This window comes from Cyanobium gracile UHCC 0281 (assembly GCF_034931305.1).
Lineage (GTDB): Bacteria > Cyanobacteriota > Cyanobacteriia > PCC-6307 > Cyanobiaceae > Cyanobium > Cyanobium gracile_A.
Genome location: NZ_JAYGHY010000002.1, coordinates 11,780 through 32,799, shown reverse-complemented (window position 1 = coordinate 32,799; position 21,020 = coordinate 11,780). Strand labels below are relative to the sequence as shown.

The following is a 21,020-nucleotide window of genomic DNA, read 5'->3' as shown; positions in this document are numbered from 1 at the left end:
TAACGGCCGAACTTTACGGGGAGCCGATCGGACGCCCCACCACGGCGCGGGCCGCTTGCTCGGCCGACTCCATGGCGGCGGCGAGGCCGGCACTGAAGGCCAGAGCCGCCTCACGCCCCTGGCCTCGGGCCCGCAGGGGGGGAGCGAAACACAGGGCGGCGCCATCGCCAGGGCGGGGATCGGCGTGGCCGTAGGCGATGCCCACCGGCACCACCGGCACGTCGACCCCCTTGCTGGCAGCCAGCAAGGCAAGGCGGGCCAGGCCCTGGTGCAGGCGGATCGGAGCGTCCTCCCGGCGGATGCGGCCCTCGGGGAACATCACCAGCTGCTGACCACAGGCCAGCAGCTCCATGGAAAACCGCAAGCTGGCCAGGGTGGGACGGCCCTGGTTCACCGGGAAGCAGCCGAGACGGTGCAGGAACCACCCCTGCAGCCCCTTCATCTCATCGGCCGTGACCATGAAGCGGCAGTCCCGGCCAGTGACACGACGCCCAGCCGCCCAGGGGAGCATCAGCGCGTCCCAGCGGGCCCGGTGGGTGGGGGCCAGCAGCACCGCCCCCTTCCTGGGCAGATGCTCACGCCCGAGCACCGTCAGGTCACCGAAATAACCCTGGAGCGCCAGATCGATCGTGACCACCATCGCCACGGGGGACAGCCAGGGGCTGATGCCGTTGCAGAGCGAGCTCTCCCGCGGGCTGATTGCCAGGGAGGGGCCTTCTCCGGAGGGCGTCTGCGCCGCCAACACTCTCGATCCGGCAGAACGTCGATGTCGAAGCTAGGGGCTGGATCCCCCCCTTGCCAGCCGGTGGCGGGCAGTTGGGCCTGCGGCCGCTCCCCCGGCAACCGATACGGTGCGGTCAGGATCGCTTCAGCCACCAGCCACCCATGGCCAGCCTCGGGGTCAACATCGACCACATCGCCAACGTGCGGCAGGCCCGCCGCACCGTGGAGCCCGATCCGGTGCGTTTTGCCCTGCTGGCCGAGCTGGGCGGCGCCGACGGCATCACCGTGCATCTGCGGGAGGACCGCCGCCACATCCAGGACAGGGACGTGGAGCTGCTGCGGGCCACCGTGCGCACCCGTCTCAACCTGGAGATGGCCGCCACCACGGAGATGGAGGCGATCGCCCTGCGCCTCCGCCCCGACATGGTGACCCTGGTGCCGGAGCGTCGCGAGGAAGTGACCACGGAGGGCGGCCTGGACGTGGCCGGGCAAGTGGAGAGCCTCGCTCCCCTGGTGGGGCGCCTGATGGGGGCGGGGATTGGCGTCAGCCTGTTCGTCGACCCCGATGACGCCCAGCTGGAGGCCTGCCGCAGCTGCGGGGCCCGCTGGGTGGAGCTCCACACCGGCGCCTATGCCGAGGCGGCCTGGGAGCAGCAGCCGTTCCAGCTGGCCCGGATCACCGAAGCCACCGCGATCGCCCGGGGCCTCGGCCTGCGGGTGAACGCCGGCCATGGCCTCACCTATCACAACGTTGAGCCGATCGCGGCGATCGAGGCCATGGAGGAGCTCAACATCGGCCACACGATCGTGGCCCGCGCCCTGGCCGTCGGTCTCCAGGAGGCGGTGCGGCAGATGCGGGCGCTGGTGCAGAATCCCCGCCGCGACCCGCTGTTCGGCGACCGCCAGCCCTGAGGCCCCACCCGCCATGACCCGTTACCACTTCGTCGCCGCCAGCCGCGCCTTCCTGCTCGAGGAGGAACCCCTGGAGGAGGTGCTGCGCGAACGCGTGCGCAACTACGCCGAGAAGGACAAGACCATCGACTTCTGGCTCCTGGAACGCCCCGCCTTCCTGGAGGCGCCCGAGCTGGCCGCCGCCGTGGCCGCCGTCCCCCGGCCCGCCGCGGCGGTGGTGTCCACCGACGAGAAGTTCATCACGTTCATGAAGCTGCGACTGGAGTTCGTGGCCCTGGGAAGCTTCGAGGCACCGAGCAGCACCATCCCCGACCCGCTGGCCACCCTGGCCTGATCAGCGCAGCCCCTCAGAACAGACCCAGGAAGCGGCGCCTGGGCGTCTCGTCTTCGGATGAGCTCTCAGGGCGCGGCCTGCCCTGGCCGCCGTCCTGCTGGTAACGGGGCTTGCTGTCGCCGATCGTCAGGGGCGCTTCCTTGTTCTTCCACCAGATCCAGTCCCGGATCGGCGGCGTGTTCTCGAGTTCCCAGCGGGTCAGGCCCAGTCCCAGCCGGGAGGAGGCATCCAGCAGCACATCCAGCATGGCGTCGCCATCACTGCAGCGGGCCAGGGCCTCATTGGTGCGTTTGGCCCCGTCCAGCGCCTTCACCAGGGCGTTGACACGCTGGGTGACCGGCAGATCCTTCAGGTCCATCGCCCGTTGCCTCCTGGAGTGCACCGCGGCCGCACCGTATCAGCGCTGGAAGCCGACCTGCCCCGTCGGGGGTGACAGAACCCCACCTCAAGGGCAACACTTGGGAGGAAGCTTCCTTCTTGATGACGTTCCCGGACCAACGTCCACCACGCCACTGGGTGATCGGGGATGTGCATGGCTGCGCGGACGCTCTCCAATGGCTGGTGACCCAGCTGCCCCCTGGCGACCGGCTGGTGTTCTGCGGCGACGTGATCAACCGCGGCTCCAGCATCCAAGCCGCCATGGAGCTGGTCTGGGACCTGGTGCGCCGCGGCCGGGCCGTGTGGCTCAAGGGCAACCATGAACGGGATCTGGTCACCCGGCTCGACGACGGCCTGGCCCCCACCAGCCGCCCCGAACTGAACGGCAACGACACCTACCGCCAGCTGGGAGCGGCCAGCTGCCGGCTCTGGCGCGACCGGCTCGACCAGCTGCCCCTCGCCTACTGGGGTCAGGGCTGGGTGGCCACCCATGCCGGCTTCGACCCGCGCACCTGGCAGCCCGATCTCAACGTCCGACTGGCCTTCTGGCAGGCCTACGACAACCGCTTCGGCGAGGTGATCGTCGGCCACACCCCCGGGCCGGGCCTACGCAGACTTGGATCGATCGTCCTGCTCGACACCGGGGCCTGCTATGGCGGGGACCTCACGGCCTATTGCCCCGAAACCCAGGAGACGCGGCGGGTCAGCGGTCTCCCGGCGACAGGCAGACACTTGCCCGCCCTCGTGCATGGCTCAGCCCTGAGCTGCGTCCTCTGAGCCCGGCCCCTTGCTGACGGTCTTTCGCAGCAACCGGGCAGAACTGCTGGCGCGCGTGCTGGCCACCCAGCTGCGCTTGCAGCCCCCCGATCCTTTCGAGCAGGTGCAGGTGGTGGTCAACACCTGGCCCACCAGCCGCTGGCTCGGAGAGCAACTGGCCGAGCACCTGGGCGGTATCGCCGCCAACCTGCGCTTTCCTTTCCCGGGCAGCCACTTACGTCAGCTGGTGGACCAATTGCTGGTCCCGGCGGAGACAGGAGCCGGTGGGGGCACGGCCGATCCCTGGCGCGCCGACCAGCTGGTCTGGCCCCTGCTCGACCTGCTGCCGTCGGTGGCCGCCGCGCCGGAGGGGGGGCCGCTGCGCCACTGGCTGGCGGAACGGGGCGGCGGCGACCAGCTGGAGCTGGGACACTGGCAGCTGGGGCGCGCCATCGCCGATGCCTTCGATGACTACGCCCTCTACCGGCCGGAGCTGCTGGGCGCCTGGGAGGCAGGCCAGGCGATCGACGCCAGCGGCCGGTCCCTGCCGGCAACCCAGTGCTGGCAGCCCCTGCTCTACCGCTCCCTGCGCCAGGCGCTGGGCCAGGAACCGTTCGGCCGTCGGGTGCAGGAGCTGGTCGGCCGCCTGCGACGCGGAGAGCTCTCCGAGGAGGCGCGCGGTACCCCCCTGCGCCTCTTCGGCCTCAGCAGCATGGCGCCGATCCAGGTGCAGCTGCTTCAGGCCCTGAGCCTGCATCGTTCGGTGGACCTCTACCTGCTCACCCCCTGCCGCGATCTCTGGCAACGCTGCGGCGAGCGCCGCCGCCAGCTCAGTGATGCCCTGGCTCTGCGCCAGCCGCTCGAGGCCGCCTGGCTGCTGGAGGCCCCGGGCCTGGAAGCCCGCTTCGGCCGTCTGGGGGGGGAATTCCAGCAGCTGCTGGAGGGCACCGGCGAGGCCCAGCTGGGGGAGGCGCAGGAGAAGGATCTCTTCTTCGCTGCGGCCAGCGGCACCGGGCCGGCCCCCTTGCTGGCCCAGCTGCAGGACCAGCTGGCTGACGCCAGCCGGATCCCGGCCCTGCAGGTGGATCCGCAGGATCGCTCTCTCGAGTTCCATGCCTGCCCTGGCCGGCTGCGGCAGGTGCAGATCGTGCGCGACCGCCTGCTGCAGCTGCTGGCGGCCGACCCCAGCCTCGAACCACGCGACATCCTGGTGATGACGCCGGACATCAACGGCTTCGCCCCCCTGGTGGCCTCGGTGTTCGGCGATCGCCACGCCACGGGGGTGGACCTCCCCTGGCGACTGACCGACCGCAGCCAGGAGGAGGGGGCCGGCCTCGGCAGCACGTTGCTGCTGCTGTTGGAGCTGGCCGGCACCCGCCTCACCGCCTCCGGGCTGGAGACCCTGCTGGGTTGCCCGCCCCTGCTGGACCGTTTCGGCCTTGAGGCCAGGGAGGCGGCCCGCCTGGTGGAGGCCTTGCAGGAGGCGGGCTTCCGTTGGGGCCTCGACGGCCAGGAGAAGGACGGGGCCTGCCACAGCCTGGCCTGGGCGATCGACAGGCTGCTGCTCGGCCTGGTGCTGCCCACTGGCGCGGGCCTGGCGCCAGCGGACACGGCCCCCTGGGAGGGGGGCGTGCCGCTGGAACTGAGCGGACGCTGGCTGCATCTGCTCGGCCGTCTGCGCCACTGGCTGGGGGAGCTGCGTCGCGGCGGCGCGGTGACCACCTGGGTGGAACGGCTGCGCCGGCTGATCGACGACCTGTTCGGCGATGGGGGCGAGGCCGCCGGCGAACTACCGGCCCTGATGGGGGCAATCGACGCCTGGCAGACCACCGCCGGCAGCTGTCCGCTGGGCCTGGAAGCCCCGGTGGTGGCGGCCGTGCTGCGGGAGTTGCTGGGGGCCGAAAGCGGCCGCTTCGGCCATCGCAGTGGTGCCCTGACGATCAGCGCCCTCGAACCGATGCGGGCCATCCCGTACAGGGTGATCGTGCTCATGGGGCTGGAGGCGGGCCTGTTTCCCCGGCCGGGCGACCGTCCCGCCTTCCATCTGATGGAGGGCCAGCGCCAGCTCGGCGATCCCCACCCTGCCGACCAGGACCGCTACGTCCTGATGGAGGCCCTGCTCTCCGCCCGGGACCACCTGCTGCTCAGCTGGAGCTGCCGCGACGACCGGACCGGCGCCTCCCTGCCCCCCTCCGGCCCGGTGGGCCAGTGGCTGCAATGGCTGGCCGGCCAGGTGGGTCCTGAGGCCATGGCGCGTCTGCAGGTGGAGCACGCCGCCAACCCCCTCGACCGGCGCAACTTCCTGCCAGCCGCGGGACGGGAAGCCCCCAGTTGCGACCGGCGCCTGCTGGAGGCGGTGCGCCACCTGAGCGGTGATCCGCCGCCGCCACCGGCGCCGCTGCTAGGGGGGCCAAGCCCCCTGGAGGCCCCCACCGACACCGACGCCTTCAGCGACCTGCGGGACTGGCTGGCGGCCCCCCAGACCCACTGGCTCCGATCCCTGGGCCTGCGGCCCGGCGAATGGGACCGGCGCCTCGACGACCTTGAGGCCCTGTCCCTGGGGGAGCGGGAGCGTTCCGCCCTGCTGCGCGGCAGGCTGCAGCGCAGCGACGGCGACCCCGGAGACGGAGGCCCGGGCACGGCGGCGGACTGGATCGCGTGGCACCGGGGGCAGGGTCTGCTGCCCCCGAAGGCGGCGGGTGGCCTGGAAGCGGGCCTGCTGCAACGGCGCTGGTCAAGCCTGTCGGAGGCCCTCGAGCGCCTCGGCCCCCCGCAGCAGCACACCCACCGGTGGGGACCCTGGCAGGCCCCGGTTCCCTGGCGCGGCGAGACGGTCGTGCTGGTGCACACGGCCCAGGCCCGAGTCGGCCATCGGCTGGGGCTCTGGTTGCAGCTGTTGCTCGCGGCCGCCGCGGCCGGGGAGCCGCGGCGGGGCGTGCTGATCGCCCGCGATGGCGACGTCTTCGCCCCGGCCCTGGACCTCAGGGCACCGGCCCCCCAGGCCGCCCGCGACGAACTCGAACGGCTGGCCGGCCTGCAGAGCGACTGGCGGCGCCGGGGCTGGCCGGTGCCCCCGGAAACGGGCTGGAGCTACGTGACAGGCGAGCGCAAGCGACCCGGCCAGGGGCGGATCAAGGCCGCCGGCACCTGGGAGGGTTCCAGCTTCCACAGCGGTGAGCGGCAACGGGCCGAGATGGAGGCCTGCTTCGGTGCCCGCCTGCCGGCGGAGGTCCTGCTGACTCCGGAGCGGCTGGAACTGGCCGACGCCCTGTACTCCCCCCTGCTGGCGGCGGAGGGGGGACCATGACCACCATCGAGGCCCCATCCCCCGAAAGCTTCGATCCCAACGCCGTCCCCCTCGATGATGGCGTGCTGCTGCTGGAGGCCAGCGCCGGCACCGGCAAGACCTTCGCCCTGGCCCACCTGGTGCTGCGGCTCCTGGCCGAGCGGCGGCTGGGGCTACGGCAGCTGCTGGTGGTGACCTACACCAACGCGGCGGCAGCGGAACTGCGCGACCGCATCGGCCGTCGGATCCAGGAGGCTCTCACCGGCCTCCAGCCCCCCCCCGGCTGGCGGGCTCCCGATCCCGTGCTGGAGCAATGGCTGGAGCGCCAGCCGGAGGAGGCCGGCGCCCGCGACACGGTGCAGGGCCTGCTGCTGCTGGCCCTCGAAGAACTCGACGCCGCCGACATCACCACCATCCATGGCTTCTGCCAGCGCACGCTGCGGCGCCAGGCCATGGAGGCCGCCCGCCCGCCTGAGCTGACGGTGGAGACCGATGCCGGTGAACTGGTGCGCCAGGTCGCCCACGATTACTGGCAGCAGCAGGTGCTGGCCCTTCCCCTGCATCTGGTGGAAGGGTTGGCGGCGGGCGCCGGCCTGGACGACCTGGAGCGGCTGTTGCACCTGCTCGACGGGGATCCCGGCCTGGTCCTTGAACCCCTGCCCGAAGGTCTGAGCCTGGATCGGCCGCTGGTGGAGCAGCAGGAGACGCTGTGGCACCAGCCCTGGAGAACCTTCAAGCAGGCCTGGACGGACCAGGGCCAGGCCCTCGACCAGGCCTTCCGGAACGCTGCCCGCGACTGGCGTGCCGCCGGCGCCAGCAGCACCACGCCCTATGCCGCCAAGCCCAGAACCGATCACTGCGGGCTGGTCGAGGCCTGGCTCGCCGGCCAGGACGAGGCCGGGAGTTACGCCGCCGTCCGTGCCGAGAAAGAGCTGGGGGGGTATTTCCACCCCGAAACGTTCTGCCGGGTGGCCCGATCGCTGGAAGGCCCCGAGCCAGGCAGCCGACTGCCCTGCCCGGACCTGCTGGAGGCGGTGGCCGCCCTGCGGGAGGGTCCGGCCGAAGCGGTGCTGCTGCACGGCTGCCACTGGGGGCGGGCCGAGCTGGCCCGGCGCCGGGCGCGCAGCGGCAGCATCGGCTTCGCCCAGCTGCTCGAGGGGCTCGACCCGGGTCCAGAGGCCACCGCTCCCACGCCCCTGCTGCGGGCGGTGGGCGAGCGGTACCGGGCGGCCCTGATCGACGAGTTCCAGGACACCGACCCCGTCCAATGGCGGATCCTGCGGCTGGCCTTCGCCGATGACGCCCACCTGCTGGTGATGGTGGGCGATCCGAAGCAGGCCATCTACCGCTTCCGGGGCGGCGACCTGGACACTTACCGGCGGGCCCGCCGCAGCGCCGCGCAGGTGCTCGCCCTGCAGGAGAACCGGCGCTCCAGCCCGGCGTTGATCGACGGCCTCAACAAACTGATGGCCCCGGCGGGCCTGCCCCGCTCTCTTCTGCCGGTGCCGGCGGTGGAGGCCCGATCCCGGCGCCGCGGCCCCGACGGCATGGCCCCGGTGCGCCTGCTCTGGCTTGGCCGTGAGCGGACAGCCGAGGCCCCCCTGCCCAGCAAGAGTGCACTGGAGAGCCGGCTGCCCGACCTGGTGGCCGGTGCCGTCGCTGAGCTGCTGGAGGAGGCCCCCGCCCTCGAGGCGGGCGACGGCCAGCCCGCCCGCCCCCTCTGTGCCGGCGACATCGCCCTGCTGGTCCACAACCACCACCAGGCGGAGCAGCAGCGCAGCGCCCTGGAGCGCCAGGGCATCGCCAGCCGGCTGGTGAGCAAGGCCGATGTGTTCGCCAGTCCGGCGGCCACCGCCCTGCAGCGGCTGCTGGATGCCCTCGCCGATCCGGCCGATCCCAACCGCCTGCGGCTGCTGGCCGCCTCCCCCCTGCTCGCCTGGTCGGCCGAGCGGATCGCCGCCGCCGAGCCGGGCGAATGGAGCGAGCTGGCCGGACGGCTTCAGGCCCTGGCCAGGGATCTGCCCGATCAGGGACCGCTCGGGATGCTCTCCCAGCTGGTGGACGGCGAAGGTCTGGCCCGACTGAGTGCCGGCGGCCGGTTGCTGGCGGATCTGCAGCAGGTGGCCGAACTGCTGCAGGAACGGCTGCACGTGGAGCACCTCGCCGTGGCCGCCGCCGCCGACTGGCTGCGGCGGCTGCGGCTGGACCAGAGCCGGGCCTCCGGAACCATCCCGGAGTCCCACCAGGCCCACAGCGACAAGGTGGACGAGGCGATCACGGTGATCACGGTGCACCGCAGCAAGGGCCTGGAGTTTCCCGTGGTGGTCTGCCCCTATCTCTGGGAGGCGGCCGGCACCACTCCATCGGGCCGGCACCGGGTAGGGATCCGCTGGCAGCCGCCCGGCAGCGCCGAGTCCCACCTCGACCTTCACCTGCGCCCCTCCTGGGGCCAGGGATGGCAAGCACTCCGCCAGCAGCGGCAGGCCGAACGGGCCGAGCGGGAGCGGCTGGCCTACGTGGCCGTCACCCGCGCCCAGCACCTGCTGGTGCTGGGCTGGGCACCGGCCAAGGGACAGCAGGCCAACCCCCTGTTCCCCTGGCTGTTTCCAGGCGAGCCCCTGCCCGATCCCGATGACGAGGACTCCATCGCTGCCCTGGGCGACGACGACTGGCAGGCGCGGCTGCGGACGGAGATCGCCCAGCGTTCGCTGGATCTGGATCTGCGCCACCCCCCCACGCAGTGGCCAAGCCGTCCCCGCCTGCCCCAGCCCCCGGAGGCCATCGCCGCCCTGGGCTGCGGCCCTGTCCCCTTGCGCCACCTGGACACGGCCTGGGGCCGCAGCAGCTACACCGCCTGGACCCGCGCTGCTCACAACGCCCCGGTGTCGGTGGCAGCCCTCGATCAAGGCCGGGACACCAGTGATCCCAGCCCCCTCGAGGAGGCCCCGGAGGCTGGGGACGGCCTGTGGCCCGAAGAGGGCCCCCTGGCCGGTTTCGCCCGCGGGGCAGCCGCCGGCGACTGCCTGCACCGGATGCTGGAACAGCTGGACTATCGCCGTCCCACCGATGCGGCGGCCAACCGGGAGCTGGTGGAGCGGGAGCTGCGCCGGGCTGGCCTGGAGGCGGACCCCCTGGAGCCGTTGCTGCAAGGACTGGAGCTGGTGCGGCTCACCCCCTTCGGCGCCGAGCTGGGGGGCCTGCGGGTGGCCGACCTGGGACCGGAACGCCGGCTGAACGAGATGAACTTCGATCTCACCCTCGGCTTCGCCAGGGCCGAGGGTCTGGCGGCCGCCTTCGCCGACCACCCCGGCGGCGCCTTCGGTGCCGCCTATGCCGCCACCGTGGCGACCCTGCCGGTGGCCAGCCGCGGCTTCCTCACCGGTTCGATCGACCTGATCTTCACCGCCACCGGGGCCGACGGACAGGAGCGCTGGTGGGTGGCCGACTGGAAGAGCAACTGGCTGGGCCGGCGGGACAGCGAGGGTCGGCCCCTGGCCTGCGGCCCCCGCCACTACAGCCAGGAGGCGATGGCTGCCCTGATGGCCCACAGCCACTACCCCCTCCAGGCCCACCTCTATCTGGTGGCCCTGCACCGCTATCTGGGCTGGCGCCTGCCGGGCTACGCGCCGGAACGCCATCTGGGGGGCTACGCCTACGTCTTCCTGCGCGGCGCCCCCGGAGAAGCGGGGGCGCGGGCCCTGCCAGGAGCGGTGCCGGGCCTGTTCGTGGAACGGCCGCCCCTGGCCCGTGTGCTCGCCCTCGACGGCGCCCTGGGCGGCCACGCCGCGGCCGGCATCGCAGCGGGGTCGCCATGAGGGACCCCAGCCACACCCCCCAGCCCTGGCTGGCGGCCCTCGGCCCCAGCCTGGCCGAAGCCCTGCCGCGTCTCTACGGCACGGCCAACGATCCCCTGGTCGGCGAGCTGATCAACGCCCTCAGCGCAGCCCTGGGGCGGGGGGACCTGGAACTGGATCTGAACGGACCGGCACCGGCTGAAGTGAGCGCGGCGTCCTGGCCCGAGGAGCACCGCAACGCCCTGGCCAACAGTCCGCTCTGCAGGGATCCGGACGGCCCCATGGCCCTGGAGGCGGGACGGCTGCAGTGGCGCCGCTGGCAACGGCAGCGTCAGGAGGTGATCGAGGCCCTGATCGCCCGTGCCGGCAGCCTGGAACCACCGGCCTCCAGCGGGGGGGCGGGGACCCAGGGCCTCCCCGCTCTGGAGGGCCTCGATGGGCGCCAGCGGCAGGCGGTGGCCGCGGTGCTCAGCCACGGGCTGGTCCTGCTTGAGGGAGGACCCGGCACCGGCAAGACCAGCACCGTGGCGACCATGATCGCGGCCTTCCGGGCCGTGGAGCCGGGCGGCCGCCTCCACCTGGCGGCACCCACGGGCAAGGCGGCGGGCCGCCTGCGGGCCGCCACCGGGGGCACCATCCCCTGCACCACCCTGCACCGGCTGCTGGAGAGCCGAGGCGACCGTTTCGGCCGCCACCGCGGCCGCCCCCTCGAGCTCGACCTGCTGGTGGTGGATGAGGTGTCGATGCTGGACCTGGGCCTGATGGCCGCCCTGCTGGAGGCCTTGCCCACCAGCTGCCGGCTGGTGCTGGTGGGCGACCCGGGCCAGCTGCCACCGATCGCACCGGGGGCCGTGCTCCAGGAGCTGCAACGGCCCGAGCACCGGGGCCAGCTCGGGGCCGCCGCCATCACCCTGACCACCACGTACCGCAACGCCGGGGCCATTGCCGCAGTGGCCAGCGCCCTGCGCCAGGGCCTGGCCACCGACCCGATCGCCACGATCCTGCCGCTGCTGCAGGCCCTGGAGCCCACTGACAACCTGCAGTGGCGTCCCTGCTCCCCCCGAACCCTGCCGCCGGAACTGCTGGAGCGGCTGCGCCGCCACCAGGCCTCGCTGGCGGGGCTGGCGGCACACTGCCGGCCAGGAACCGATCAAGGCTGCCACGAGCTGCTCGCCGCGCGCGACCGGCTGCTGGTGATGGCCCCCCAGCGCCAGGGACGCTGGGGGCTGGAGGCGATCCATCGGACCCTGCTGGGGGAACGACTGGACGGCGTCCTGCAGGATCTGCCGGCGGGCACCCCCGTGCTCTGCCGCCGCAACCTGCCGGAACTGGATCTGGCCAACGGAGACGTGGGGCTGCTCGTGGGTGGTCCGGGGCCGTCGGCGCGGCTGCTGTTCGGCGATGGGAGCGGAGAGGCGACCTGGATTCATCCCGGCCAGCTGGCTGGGGCGGCCGAGCCCGCCCTGGCCCTGACGGTGCACAAGGCCCAAGGCAGCGAAGCCGAGGAGGTGATCGTGCTGCTGCCCAGCGGCGGGTCCCAGGATGGCCGCCTGCTCTACACCGCCCTGACCCGGGCCAGGCAGGGCGCCCTGCTGTTCACCGATACGGCCTCAGGTGCCTACGAAAAGTGAACCGTCTGGGGCGGGCATCGGCCACGGATTCATAGTTCATCCATCGGCACGGTCCCCCGGGTCGAACGCACCGGAGCCCCTGCTCCAATAGCCTCCACTGCTGAGATTTCTCCCCTTCAGGGAGCCCCTCCATATCCCCAGCCAGCGGCGTCCGTTGACAGCCTCCAGCACGACGCGCATCCACCGTCCCTGGGGATGGTTCGAAACCCTGGCGACGGGCCCCGGCTATCTCGTCAAGAGGATCCTGATCACGGCGGATCAACGCATCAGCCTCCAGCGCCACCAGCACCGCAGTGAGCACTGGGTGGTGGTGGCCGGGGCCGGTGTGATGGAGTGCGATGGCGATGGCATCGCCGCGATCCCCGGCGCCACCCTCTTCGTTCCATGCGGAGGCGTCCATCGGGCGACGGCGGCGGCAGCTTCCGACCTGGAAATCATCGAGGTGCAACTGGGCACGGAGCTGCGGGAGGACGACATCGAACGTTTCAGCGATGATTACGGCCGGGTGGTAAAGTCTCATTTCAACCTTTGAGCAAGGGCGAGGCAGCCCGGGTGCAAGGCACCCATTCCCACGGTCCGCTGCCGGCCTGCGTTGAAGGATTCACCAGGCTCCAGCATTCCGTGACCCAGATCATTGACGGCAGCACCCTCATCGGTGCCGCTGATTCCCAGGCGGCCATTGAGCAGCCTTGCGAGGACAACGTCCTCTCGTCCGTCGTGGCTCCTCAGGAGGACGACCTCTCCATTCACATCCCCGATTCCGTTGCTTCCGCCAACCCGGAAACGGATCTCCCGATCGCCCCTCCCGAGGCGGAAACCACCGTCCCCGTCAGCGCCTTCGCCGCCTTCGGCCTGCGCCAGGAACTGCTTGACGGCCTGGCGGCCATCGGCTTCGAGGAACCCTCCCCGATCCAGAAAGCCGCCATTCCCGAGCTGATGCTCGGCCGCGACCTGGTGGGTCAGGCCCAGACCGGCACCGGCAAGACGGCGGCCTTTGGCCTGCCCCTGCTGCAGCGCCTCGATCCCGGCCAGCGCACCCCCCAGGTGCTGGTGCTCACCCCCACCCGCGAACTGGCGATGCAGGTGGCGGAGGCCTTCAACAGCTATGCGGCCTGCATGAAGGGCGTCAAGGTGCTGCCGATCTACGGCGGCGCCGATTTCCGCGACCAGATCCAGCATCTGCGCCGCGGCGTTCAGATCGTCGTGGGTACCCCCGGCCGGGTGATGGATCACATGCGCCAGGGCACCCTCGACCTCTCCGGTCTGCGCAGCCTGGTGCTGGACGAGGCCGATGAGATGCTTCGCATGGGCTTCATCGACGACGTCAAGTGGGTGCTCGAGCAGCTCCCTGCCGAGCGTCAGGTGGTGCTGTTCTCCGCCACCATGCCTTCGGAGATCCGCCGCATCTCCCAGAACTATCTCAAGGACCCGGCCGAAGTCACCATTCGCCAGAAGGCTGCCGACGGCCGCCGCATCCGCCAACGTCACCTCGTGGTGAACGGGCCCCAGAAGCTGGAAGCCCTCGAGCGGGTGCTCGAGGCCGAGGGCAGCGAAGGGGTGATCATCTTCGCCCGCACCAAGGCCATCACCCTCACGGTGGCGGAATCCCTCGAGCAGCACGGCTACGACGTGGCAGTGCTCAACGGCGACGTGCCCCAGACCCAGCGGGAGCGCACGATCGAGCGTCTGCGCGATGGCCGCGTCAACGTGCTGGTGGCCACCGACGTGGCGGCCAGGGGCCTCGACGTCGACCGCATCGGCCTGGTCATCAACTACGACATCCCCTTTGACGGCGAGGCCTACGTGCACCGCATCGGCCGCACCGGTCGGGCGGGGCGCAGCGGTGAAGCGATCCTGTTCCTCACCCCGCGAGAGCGTCGCTTCCTGGGGGGTCTGGAGCGCGCCGTGAACCAGCCGATCGAAGCCATGGAGGTGCCTGGCAACGCCAGCATCAACCAGCACCGCCTCGATCGCCTGCGCCAGAAGCTGACCACGGCCCTGCAGCAGCCGGTCTGCAACCCGGAGGAGCGGGCCCTGCTGGCCGAAATCCTGCAACGGGTGGCCCAGGAGCAATCCTGCAGCCCCGACCAGCTGGCCCTCGCCGCCCTGGAGCTGGGGCTGGGCGGCAAACCCCTGCTGCTCCAGGGTGAGGAGCGCTGGGGTCAGTCCCGTCCCGGTGCCCCCACCAGGGAGCGCGACCGCGACCGTGGTGACAGGGAGCGGGGCGGGGATCGCCGGCCCTTCAACGACCGCAGCCAGGAGCGTGGCGAGGACGGCCCCGAGGACAACATGGAGCGGTTCCGGATCGAGGTGGGCTGGCGCGATCGGGTCAAGCCCGGGAACATTGTGGGCGCCATCGCCAACGAATCCGGCCTTGCCGGTCGATCGATCGGAAAGATCCGCATCTTCGATGCCCACAGCACCGTCGACCTGCCCAAGGGCATGCCTGACGATGTCTTCGCTGACCTTCGTCGCCTGAGGGTGATGAACAAGGAACTTCAGATCTCCCGACTGGGCTCCTGATTCCCCTCGCCGGCGTTCACCACGCCAACTCCACCATGCGTTCCCAGCAGCGGCCCCGTTTGCGTTCCCCCCGCGTCCTGCCAGGTCCTGTCTGGCTGAGCCTCAGCCTGGGGGCCCTGGCGGCCTTCGGGCCGGCGGGAGGGCCGGCGCAGGCGGCCTCTGGCCCCATCGTCGAGGTGGTGCGCTCAATCTGCCTCTCCGCCTTCGAAACGGAGCTGGCACAGTCCGGCAAGAAGGCTCCCGACGGGATGGCCAACTACGCCTGCAGCTGTGTGGCCGATCGCATCACGAGCGGCAGCAGTATCTCCTCGGCCCGCAGCAGCTGCAAAGACGCCACCTCAAAGCGCTACCCGATCTGATCGAGGCCCTCAGGCACACATCCGGGTCACCTCCTCGCAGGCCATCACCTGGAGGTCGCTCACTGTGAGCTGCTCCACGGCCGCGATCAGGGACATCTGGACGTCGTGACTTTCGTTGGCCACAAGGACCTGGAGCAGGTCGAAGAGATCCTGGGTGCCGAGCTCGCCATCCTCACGCCAGGTGAGGCTCCAGGGGACGGGGGCGGTTTTCATGGGATCAGCTTGATCAGGGTTTGCTGACAATGGGGCGTCCTGGTCAGGGGACAGGGAAACCTTCGGAATTGCTTCGCTTCCGCTTCAAGCTTCTCCATACAGCCTCTGGCTCGGTTGTAGGCTTCCAACAATTCCATGCCGCTCTGGCTCCCTTCGGCACGCACCGACGGCTCAGGCCCAACAGAACCGGACTCTCCCTCAGATCCGCTCTGCGCTCCATGCCGACCGCCTGCTTTCCCTGGGATTCCCGACACCGGAGGAATCCGTTCCAGCTTTTTCATTGAATGACCATCTACGTCGGCAACCTCTCGTTCCAGGCTGAACGCGAGGACCTTCTCGATCTCTTCGGCCAGTACGGAGAGGTTCGTCAGTGCAGCCTTCCCCTCGACCGGGAAACGGGCCGCAAGCGTGGCTTCGCCTTCATCGAACTGGCCGACGATGCCTCCGAGCAGAAGGCCATCGACGATCTGCAGGACGTCGAATGGATGGGCCGCATGATCCGTGTCAACAAGGCCACACCCCGTGAAGGCGGTGGTGGGGGCGGTGGCCGCTCCGGCGGTGGCGGTTACGGCGGCGGCGGTGGTCGCCCCAGCGGTGGCGGCGGTGGCCGCTCCGGTGGTGGCGGCTACGGCGGCGGTGGCGGCGGCGGCTACGGGGGTGGTGGCGGCGGCAATCGTTGGTGACGCCTGCGGCCACCATGGCCGTTGATGGCGCCAGGGCGCCGACCACCCCAGCACCGGGACTCTCGCGTCTGCTGGCCAGCCTGCGGCCCCACCGCAGGCTCGTCCGGCTGGCGGCCGCCTGCTCGGTCCTCAACAAACTCTTCGACCTGGCTCCGCCTGTCCTCATCGGCCTGGCGGTCGACGTGGTGGTGCAGCAGCGCACCTCCTGGCTGGCCGGGCTCGGCTTCAGCACCGTTCCCGCTCAGCTGGGCGTGCTGGCGGTGCTCTCGTTCCTGATCTGGAGCGCCGAGTCCTGCTTCGAATACCTGTACGCCCTGCTATGGCGTCGCCTCGCCCAGACCGTCCAGCACGAGCTGCGCGTCGAGGCCTACGACCACCTCCAGCACCTGGAGATGGGCTTCTTCGAAGCCGGCAGCAGCGGGCGTCTGCTCACTGTCCTCAACGACGACATCAACCAGCTGGAGCGCTTCCTCGATCAGGGGGCCAACGAGATCCTGCAACTGGTCACCACCGTGCTGGCGGTGGGCGGCACCATGCTCGTGCTGTCCCCCACGGTGGCGGGCGTCTCCTTCCTGCCGATTCCGGTGATCCTGTGGGGGTCCCTGAGGTTTCAGCGGCGCCTGGCGCCCCGCTATCGGGAGGTTCGCGAGCGGGCCGGCGATCTGGCCAGCCTCCTGAGCAACAACCTCGGCGGCATGCTCACCATCAAGAGCTATGCCGCCGAAGAATGGGAGAAGCAACGGCTGATCGCCCAGAGCCAGGCCTACCGCGCCAGCAACGGCCAGGCCATTCGCCTGTCGGCGGCCTTCATCCCGCTGATCCGGTTCGCGATCCTGTTTGCGTTCATCGCGATCCTGGTGATCGGCGGTTTGCAGGCCTGGAGCGGTGCCATCGCCATCGGCACGTATTCGTTTCTCGTTTTCATCACCCAGCGGCTGCTGTGGCCCCTGACCACCCTGGGCCGCACCCTCGACGACTACCAGCGCGCCATGGCCTCCACCCACCGGGTGATGGATCTGCTGGACACCCCGATCGCCATCCCCAGTGGCCACCGGCCGCTGCCTGTCGCCGCCGTCCGCGGTCACATCCGCTTCGAGGCCGTGGACTTCGCCTACGCCGGCCGCGACAGGCTTCTGGAAGGCTTTGATCTGGAGGTGCCCGCTGGCGCCACGCTGGGGATTGTGGGGGCCACCGGCTCCGGCAAGAGCACCATCGTCAAGCTGCTGCTGCGGCTGTATGCGATCCAGGCGGGCCGGGTCCTGCTCGATGGCGTGGCGATCGAGGAGCTGGCGCTGCAGGACCTGCGCCGGGCCATCGGTCTGGTGAGCCAGGAGGTATTCCTTTTCCACGGCACCGTCGCCGAGAACATCGCCTACGGCAGCTTCCAAGCCAGCCGCGTGGCGATCGAAAGGGCCGCCGGCCTGGCCGAGGCGGCCGCGTTCATCAACGAGCTGCCCCAGGGTTACGACACCGTTGTCGGGGAGCGGGGCCTGCGCCTTTCCGGGGGCCAACGGCAACGCATCGCCCTGGCCCGGGCGATTCTCAAGGATCCGCCGGTCCTGGTGCTGGATGAGGCCACCGCCGCCGTCGACAACGAAACGGAAGCCGCGATCCAGCGCTCCCTCGACCGCATCACCGCCTCACGCACCACCCTGGTGATCGCCCACCGGCTGAGCACGGTGCGCCACGCCGACCGGATCGTGGTGATGGAACGGGGCAGAATCGTTGAGAGCGGCGGGCACGACGACCTGCTGGCCAGGGACGGGGCCTATGCGGCCCTCTGGCGGGTGCAGACCGGGCTGAGACCGGAGGAATCCGTGCGCTGAGCCGGGGGGGCTTAGTTTGGATTCAATGAAGATGTCCCAGCCCAGGCCAGCGCGTCGGCGCGCGCCCGTTTTGATTGCCGTGGCCTGCGGTCTTGGGGCGGGCCTGTTGTTGGCAGGGCCCCTGGCCCAGTTGATCTCGGCAAGGTCGAGCGCTGGCGGCGGCGCGGCGCTCACCAACCCCTTCGCGGCCTGGAGCAGCGGCATGGGCCGCCAGGATGTGCTGATTCTCGGCACCGACGTCGGCGGAGGCAACACGGATGTGATCGCCACCCTGCGCATCGATGGCGACCGCACCAGCATCACCCAGATCCCCCGCGACACCTACATCGAGGCCGAGAGTTTCGGGCCGGTCAAGATCAATGCCCTCTACAACCTGGGCGGCATCGAAGCGGTGAAGCGGGAGATTTCCCAGCGTCTGGGCCGTCCCATCCAGCACCATCTGGTGGTCAATCTCTCCTCCATCCGCCAGATGGCCGACGTGCTCGGAGGGATCGAGGTGAATGTGCCCAAACGCATGCTCTATGAAGACCGGAGCCAGGGGCTGTCCATTGATCTGCAGCCGGGGATGCAGACCCTGAGGGGCAAGGATCTGGAGGGCTTCCTGCGCTTCCGCCACGACGAGACCGGCGACCTCGGCCGCATGGACCGCCAGCAGCTGGCCCTGAAATCCCTGTTCCGCAAACTCACCCGACCCGAGTACCTGGTTCGCCTGCCGGCACTGATGATGGCCGCCCGCCAAGACATCCGGACGGACCTTGGGCCGATGGAACTCGGCGGCCTGATCACCGCCATGGGCAGCACCCAGCTCGACACCCAGAGGCTGGACGGCCGGCCCTTCTACAAGGACGGCATCAGTTACTGGGATGCCGTCTGGCCGACTCCGGAGGGCGAACCCCTTGAAGCCGAGGGCGACGGCCAGGCCAACGCTACGAACGGCCGCCACCGCTTCCTTTTTTGAGATCCTCGGGCTGAGGCGGAGCAGCCTCACCGCTGTCGACGGCATGACCGTTGCGGTCGGAAAGGGTGACCAGGGCCAGGCCGAGGGCCATCAACACCGGCACCGGGCTGGAGACGGCCACCGTGACGCCGAGGGCGGCGGTGAACCAGATCGAGGCGGCGCTGCTCAGACCGCGCACCTCCGGGATGGCGTGCTTCTGGCGGACCGGAGGCACCAGGATCTCGCCGGCGCCCAGAAAACCGACCCCCGTCGCCACCCCCTGAATCACCCGGCTGCGGGCCTGGGGATCGGAGCCGGCCGCCAGCACCATCAGGCAGGCACTCATTCCCACCAGCACATGCACCCGCAGCCGGTTGGGGTGGGCCCGGCTGCCGTGGTGGGCCCTGTTGATCCCCACGGCCAGTCCGCAGAGCACCGCCATGCCAAGACGCAGCAGCGCTTCCAGATCCGGACTCAGCGAGAGGAGCATGGCTGCCCACAACACGACAGGTGGCCTTCAACGATCGCGCATCGGCGCCCAACCCTGGCGCATCAACCAGCAGCCCGGGACCATGAACCTCCATAGGCTCCTGCCTGACGACTCCCGGAGGTCCGTGCGATCCGCCTTGCTACGCAACAGCCTCAGGCTCGGGGTGGCCGCCTTCCTCACCGCCGCCCTGTCGCTCTGGTTCGAGCGGATCGCCTACGTCTGGTACCCGATGCTGGCCGTGGTCACGGTCATGGAGGACGGTGACGATCTCAGCCTGCAGGCCGCCAGGGTGAGGGTCTTCGGCACCATGACGGGAGGGCTGGTGACCTTCCTCGTCCATACCCTGCTGTCGGGATGGCAGGGGGTGCTGGTGTCCCTGCTGGTGATGCTGCCCCTGCTGCGCTGGCTGGGCTGGCAGTCAGCCGCCGGGACCGCGACGCTGGTCAGCCTGATGTTCCTGATGATTCCGAGCCACGTGGCCCTGAACTGGGACTACGTCTTCAACCGCACGCTCGATACGTCCGTCGGCTGCGTGATCGCCATTCTGGTGGGCCTGCTGTTCTGGCCCCGGCGGGGATTCGATCGGCTGCTGCAACTGGAAAACGGCTTGCGCCACGGGTATGTCGACCAGCTGGAGCGTCAGCGGCGCTGGCTCGAGGGCCGTGGGGAACGGCCCCTCCCGCTGCTCCCTTCAAGGCTCAGCCACGACCTCATCGCCATGGAAGAACTGGTGGCCCAGGAGCGCCGAGGACCCCATGGTGAGCGCCTGCAGCGGCAGCACTGGTCTCAGAGGCTGCAGCTATGGGCGTCCGTGCAGCACCACTGGGTGCAGTGGGAGCGGCTGCTGGGTGGTCTTCCCGACCCTCCCCCAGCAAAGGACGCCCAAGGGGGCAGCGATCCGTTGCGAACGTGCATGGCGCGCATGGCCACCCAGCTCCAGGGGGGCGCCCTCCCGGCCCTGGCCAGGGACCCTGTGCCATGGCAGACCCTGGCCAGGCAACAGTCGCTGCCGCTGCTGCCCCTGCTGGCCCTGGCCGAGGAGCAGTACCCCCTGATGGCGAGCCTTCGCACCCTGAGCCTGGTGGCCCGATGCTGATCCGCCGCTCGGAGCTGCGCCTGGCCCTGACCGCCGGTCTGATGAACGGCTTCGGCGCCATCGCCCCGGTTCCCTTCGGCTTCTACGCCCCGATGGCGGTGCTGGTCGTCTGCACCGGCACCTACGGGGGCTCCATCGGCCTGGGCCGTCAGCGGCTGCTGGGGTCCGTGGTGGGGGCCCTGGTGCTGCTCGCGTCCTTCAGCGGCCTCAGCCATCTGCCCATCCCCCTGGGGCTGGGTCTGTCCCTGGTCGCGATGCGGCTGCTGGGGGGGGCTCTGGGGCTGGAGGTGGGGTACAAGGTGGGCAGCAACATCATCGTGATGGGCTGGCTGGTCCATGACGGCGACCTGGGCCTCTGGGCCCCGTTGCGGTTGTTCTGGACCGTGGCCGGCATCCTCGTAGCCCTGCTGAGCCTGCGGCTCTTCTGGCCCGACCTGGCCGTGGAAGGCAACCGGCAACGGCTGCGCCGGCTTCTGGCCGACCTCGGCGCCGCCCTGGTGGCTCAGGCCGAACGGATCGAAGCCCCCGCCGCCCCGGCGCACCCGGGAAGCCTGGCGGCCGCCGAGCGGATGGATCTCCAGACGGCACAACGCTTGCGGCGTCAGCTGGTGGTCCTGCGCGACACGATGCCGGCCGTGGCGGATGAGCTGGGCAACAACCCCACCAGCCATGCCACCTACCGGTTGTTCCAGCTCCTGAACGGGGCCTGCTCCCAACTGGTCGGCGTGTTCGACGGGCTGCGTCTGCTGGATCACACCCCCGCCGATCGGGGCCCGCTGGAGGGCCTCCATGCCGCCCAGGCCGAGCTGCTGCGGACCGTGGCCGGGCGACTGGAGCAATGGAACCAGTGCCTGCAGGTACCAAACCGCCACCGGCCAGCCCCACCGGCTGCAGTCCTGGCACCGCCTGCCAGCTGGGGGGACCTGGAGCGCTGGCTGCACGATCCGGATCTGGATGGTTTCGATCTTCCCCTGCTGCAGCGCAATGCCAGCCGTCTGATGCTCTGCGGCCAGGCCTTGCGCAGCATCGAGGAGGCGGAGCATCGCTGGCACGCCCTGGGCGAGGCCAGCGGTTGACCC

At 70.6% G+C, this 21,020-nt stretch carries 18 protein-coding genes; 14 read left to right on the top strand and 4 right to left on the bottom strand.

Features of this window, described 5'->3' with window-relative positions; genetic code table 11:
* Positions 1-13 precede the first annotated feature (13 nt).
* Positions 14-745: a lysophospholipid acyltransferase family protein gene (locus VB739_RS00825; protein WP_416233282.1), complete on the bottom strand. Its 732-nt coding sequence runs from the start codon at positions 743-745 to the stop codon at positions 14-16.
* Positions 746-885: 140 nt separating this feature from the next.
* On the opposite strand from VB739_RS00825, the gene VB739_RS00820 reads away from it, so the two are divergent.
* Positions 886-1,635, top strand: a complete 750-nt coding sequence (locus VB739_RS00820; protein ID WP_323355254.1) for a pyridoxine 5'-phosphate synthase — start codon at positions 886-888, stop codon at positions 1,633-1,635.
* Positions 1,636-1,648: 13 nt separating this feature from the next.
* The gene (locus VB739_RS00815; protein WP_254945776.1) at positions 1,649-1,969 is read left to right on the top strand and encodes an MgPME-cyclase complex family protein; all 321 of its coding nucleotides are present in this window, start codon (positions 1,649-1,651) and stop codon (positions 1,967-1,969) included.
* A gap of 13 nt (positions 1,970-1,982) precedes the next feature.
* Here VB739_RS00815 and VB739_RS00810 read toward each other — a convergent pair whose 3' ends face one another.
* Positions 1,983-2,327: a hypothetical protein gene (locus tag VB739_RS00810; RefSeq protein ID WP_323355253.1), complete on the bottom strand. Its 345-nt coding sequence runs from the start codon at positions 2,325-2,327 to the stop codon at positions 1,983-1,985.
* 122 nt (positions 2,328-2,449) lie between these two features.
* On the opposite strand from VB739_RS00810, the gene VB739_RS00805 reads away from it, so the two are divergent.
* The 7 genes from VB739_RS00805 to VB739_RS00775 all read left to right on the top strand — a co-directional run bounded on the left by VB739_RS00805 (position 2,450) and on the right by VB739_RS00775 (position 14,696).
* Entirely contained in the window at positions 2,450-3,124 is a 675-nt protein-coding gene (locus tag VB739_RS00805; protein WP_323355252.1) for a metallophosphoesterase, read from the top strand.
* Positions 3,125-3,134: 10 nt separating this feature from the next.
* Entirely contained in the window at positions 3,135-6,410 is a 3,276-nt protein-coding gene (locus tag VB739_RS00800) for an exodeoxyribonuclease V subunit gamma (RefSeq protein WP_323355251.1), read from the top strand.
* Positions 6,407-10,204 (top strand): UvrD-helicase domain-containing protein, encoded by a 3,798-nt coding sequence (locus VB739_RS00795; protein ID WP_323355250.1) that lies wholly within the window; start codon positions 6,407-6,409, stop codon positions 10,202-10,204. Before VB739_RS00800 ends, VB739_RS00795 begins: the two co-directional genes overlap by 4 nt.
* Positions 10,201-11,814 (top strand): ATP-dependent DNA helicase, encoded by a 1,614-nt coding sequence (locus tag VB739_RS00790; RefSeq protein ID WP_323355249.1) that lies wholly within the window; start codon positions 10,201-10,203, stop codon positions 11,812-11,814. Before VB739_RS00795 ends, VB739_RS00790 begins: the two co-directional genes overlap by 4 nt.
* A gap of 154 nt (positions 11,815-11,968) precedes the next feature.
* A complete protein-coding gene (locus tag VB739_RS00785) occupies positions 11,969-12,346 on the top strand; it encodes a phosphomannose isomerase type II C-terminal cupin domain (RefSeq protein WP_323355248.1) in 378 nt (125 codons plus the stop codon).
* 89 nt (positions 12,347-12,435) lie between these two features.
* Complete coding sequence (locus VB739_RS00780; RefSeq protein WP_323355247.1) at positions 12,436-14,337, top strand: DEAD/DEAH box helicase; 1,902 nt, start codon at positions 12,436-12,438, stop codon at positions 14,335-14,337.
* A 35-nt stretch (positions 14,338-14,372) separates the two neighbouring features.
* Positions 14,373-14,696: a hypothetical protein gene (locus VB739_RS00775; protein WP_323355246.1), complete on the top strand. Its 324-nt coding sequence runs from the start codon at positions 14,373-14,375 to the stop codon at positions 14,694-14,696.
* Between the two features lie 9 nt (positions 14,697-14,705).
* Here the strand turns inward: VB739_RS00775 and VB739_RS00770 are convergent, their stop codons facing one another.
* Positions 14,706-14,909 carry a hypothetical protein gene (locus tag VB739_RS00770; protein WP_323355245.1) on the bottom strand — a complete coding sequence of 68 codons (204 nt, stop codon included), beginning with the start codon at positions 14,907-14,909 and terminating at the stop codon, positions 14,706-14,708.
* A 284-nt stretch (positions 14,910-15,193) separates the two neighbouring features.
* On the opposite strand from VB739_RS00770, the gene VB739_RS00765 reads away from it, so the two are divergent.
* Genes VB739_RS00765 through VB739_RS00755 form a run of 3 tightly spaced genes read left to right on the top strand, consistent with a single transcriptional unit; the run spans position 15,194 to position 18,376 of the window.
* Entirely contained in the window at positions 15,194-15,592 is a 399-nt protein-coding gene (locus tag VB739_RS00765) for an RNA-binding protein (RefSeq protein WP_323355244.1), read from the top strand.
* 14 nt (positions 15,593-15,606) lie between these two features.
* Positions 15,607-17,418 carry an ABC transporter ATP-binding protein gene (locus tag VB739_RS00760; protein ID WP_323355344.1) on the top strand — a complete coding sequence of 604 codons (1,812 nt, stop codon included), beginning with the start codon at positions 15,607-15,609 and terminating at the stop codon, positions 17,416-17,418.
* 31 nt (positions 17,419-17,449) lie between these two features.
* The gene (locus VB739_RS00755; RefSeq protein ID WP_416233281.1) at positions 17,450-18,376 is read left to right on the top strand and encodes an LCP family protein; all 927 of its coding nucleotides are present in this window, start codon (positions 17,450-17,452) and stop codon (positions 18,374-18,376) included.
* On the opposite strand, the gene VB739_RS00750 is transcribed toward VB739_RS00755, so the two are convergent.
* Entirely contained in the window at positions 18,345-18,845 is a 501-nt protein-coding gene (locus tag VB739_RS00750) for an MgtC/SapB family protein (RefSeq protein WP_323355242.1), read from the bottom strand. The genes VB739_RS00755 and VB739_RS00750 overlap by 32 nt on opposite strands.
* A gap of 124 nt (positions 18,846-18,969) precedes the next feature.
* On the opposite strand from VB739_RS00750, the gene VB739_RS00745 reads away from it, so the two are divergent.
* Complete coding sequence (locus VB739_RS00745; protein WP_323355241.1) at positions 18,970-19,941, top strand: FUSC family protein; 972 nt, start codon at positions 18,970-18,972, stop codon at positions 19,939-19,941.
* On the top strand, positions 19,935-21,017 hold the full coding sequence (locus VB739_RS00740) for an FUSC family protein (protein WP_323355240.1): 1,083 nt from the start codon (positions 19,935-19,937) through the stop codon (positions 21,015-21,017). The genes VB739_RS00745 and VB739_RS00740 overlap by 7 nt, the downstream gene beginning before the upstream one ends.
* Positions 21,018-21,020 lie beyond the last annotated feature (3 nt).

What these genes read in the sequence shown, in the direction of transcription:
- VB739_RS00820 (WP_323355254.1), top strand. Translation starts at nt 886, where the DNA reads ATGGCCAGCCTCGGGGTCAACATCGACCACATCGCCAACGTGCGGCAG.
- VB739_RS00815 (WP_254945776.1), top strand. Translation starts at nt 1,649, where the DNA reads ATGACCCGTTACCACTTCGTCGCCGCCAGCCGCGCCTTCCTGCTCGAG.
- VB739_RS00810 (WP_323355253.1), bottom strand. Translation starts at nt 2,327, where the DNA reads ATGGACCTGAAGGATCTGCCGGTCACCCAGCGTGTCAACGCCCTGGTG.
- VB739_RS00805 (WP_323355252.1), top strand. Translation starts at nt 2,450, where the DNA reads ATGACGTTCCCGGACCAACGTCCACCACGCCACTGGGTGATCGGGGAT.
- VB739_RS00795 (WP_323355250.1), top strand. Translation starts at nt 6,407, where the DNA reads ATGACCACCATCGAGGCCCCATCCCCCGAAAGCTTCGATCCCAACGCC.
- VB739_RS00790 (WP_323355249.1), top strand. Translation starts at nt 10,201, where the DNA reads ATGAGGGACCCCAGCCACACCCCCCAGCCCTGGCTGGCGGCCCTCGGC.
- VB739_RS00775 (WP_323355246.1), top strand. Translation starts at nt 14,373, where the DNA reads ATGCGTTCCCAGCAGCGGCCCCGTTTGCGTTCCCCCCGCGTCCTGCCA.
- VB739_RS00770 (WP_323355245.1), bottom strand. Translation starts at nt 14,909, where the DNA reads ATGAAAACCGCCCCCGTCCCCTGGAGCCTCACCTGGCGTGAGGATGGC.
- VB739_RS00765 (WP_323355244.1), top strand. Translation starts at nt 15,194, where the DNA reads ATGACCATCTACGTCGGCAACCTCTCGTTCCAGGCTGAACGCGAGGAC.
- VB739_RS00760 (WP_323355344.1), top strand. Translation starts at nt 15,607, where the DNA reads ATGGCCGTTGATGGCGCCAGGGCGCCGACCACCCCAGCACCGGGACTC.
- VB739_RS00755 (WP_416233281.1), top strand. Translation starts at nt 17,450, where the DNA reads ATGTCCCAGCCCAGGCCAGCGCGTCGGCGCGCGCCCGTTTTGATTGCC.
- VB739_RS00750 (WP_323355242.1), bottom strand. Translation starts at nt 18,845, where the DNA reads ATGCTCCTCTCGCTGAGTCCGGATCTGGAAGCGCTGCTGCGTCTTGGC.
- VB739_RS00740 (WP_323355240.1), top strand. Translation starts at nt 19,935, where the DNA reads ATGCTGATCCGCCGCTCGGAGCTGCGCCTGGCCCTGACCGCCGGTCTG.